The sequence below is a fragment of the Vibrio sp. 811 genome (genome assembly GCF_033339195.1).
The window spans coordinates 1-685 of record NZ_JAWOUB010000435.1; the positions used below are offsets into that span (position 1 = coordinate 1).

Sequence of the window (685 nt, forward strand, 5' to 3'; positions counted from 1 at the left end):
AATATCCGACCCACCAAAACGCTCAAAGCCTTTTTCTTCGCGAGCAGAACGCGTGTAAGACATGAGCGAACCCAGCTCTTCCACAACTCGGTTTTCAATCCACTCTTTGGTCATCAGCGCAATCATGATCATGCCGATAACAGAGGCTAACATCGCCAAAAAGTGTTGAATTTGCAGCGTAACAACACTCTGGTTGTCTTGCACAGTAAGTAACTTCAAGTTGGTGATGGCCGCGTTCACTTCAATCGGCGTTTGGATGATCAATAACTGATCTAACTTCTTCTGGGTCTCTTTGCGTTTCAACACATCGAAGATTTTGTATGACTCATCCCCCGCTAGTGAACTTGCCACAGGAATGTCGTTCGCCACCAGCACAACATTGTCGACGTTGCCTTCGTTTTTTAACTTCTCCATCAAGGCGAAGTTATTATCCAAGACGACTGCATTGTACGAATACCCCATCACTTCGCCCGTTTTCGGCTCTAACACAGGAACACGGCGTAGCAACAAGTGACGAGCCCCCATTGACGTGATTGACGTGACGTAATCCCAATTATTCCTGAACGTGACTTTGCTAGTCAGGCCGTCCAGCATTGAATCGTTGATACCATAACAATGCGCGTTCCCATCGTCCCAAATAATACCTTGATGGTCGGTGAGAAAACGAAATTCAGGTGTGTGCGAA

Annotated in this window: 1 protein-coding gene; it reads right to left on the minus strand. The window is 46.7% G+C overall.

The annotated features are described in order from the left end of the window. Positions 1-685, minus strand: a 685-nt coding sequence (locus R7Q46_RS27330; RefSeq protein ID WP_318078296.1) for a LuxQ periplasmic sensor domain-containing protein, incomplete at both ends; no start/stop codon positions are given.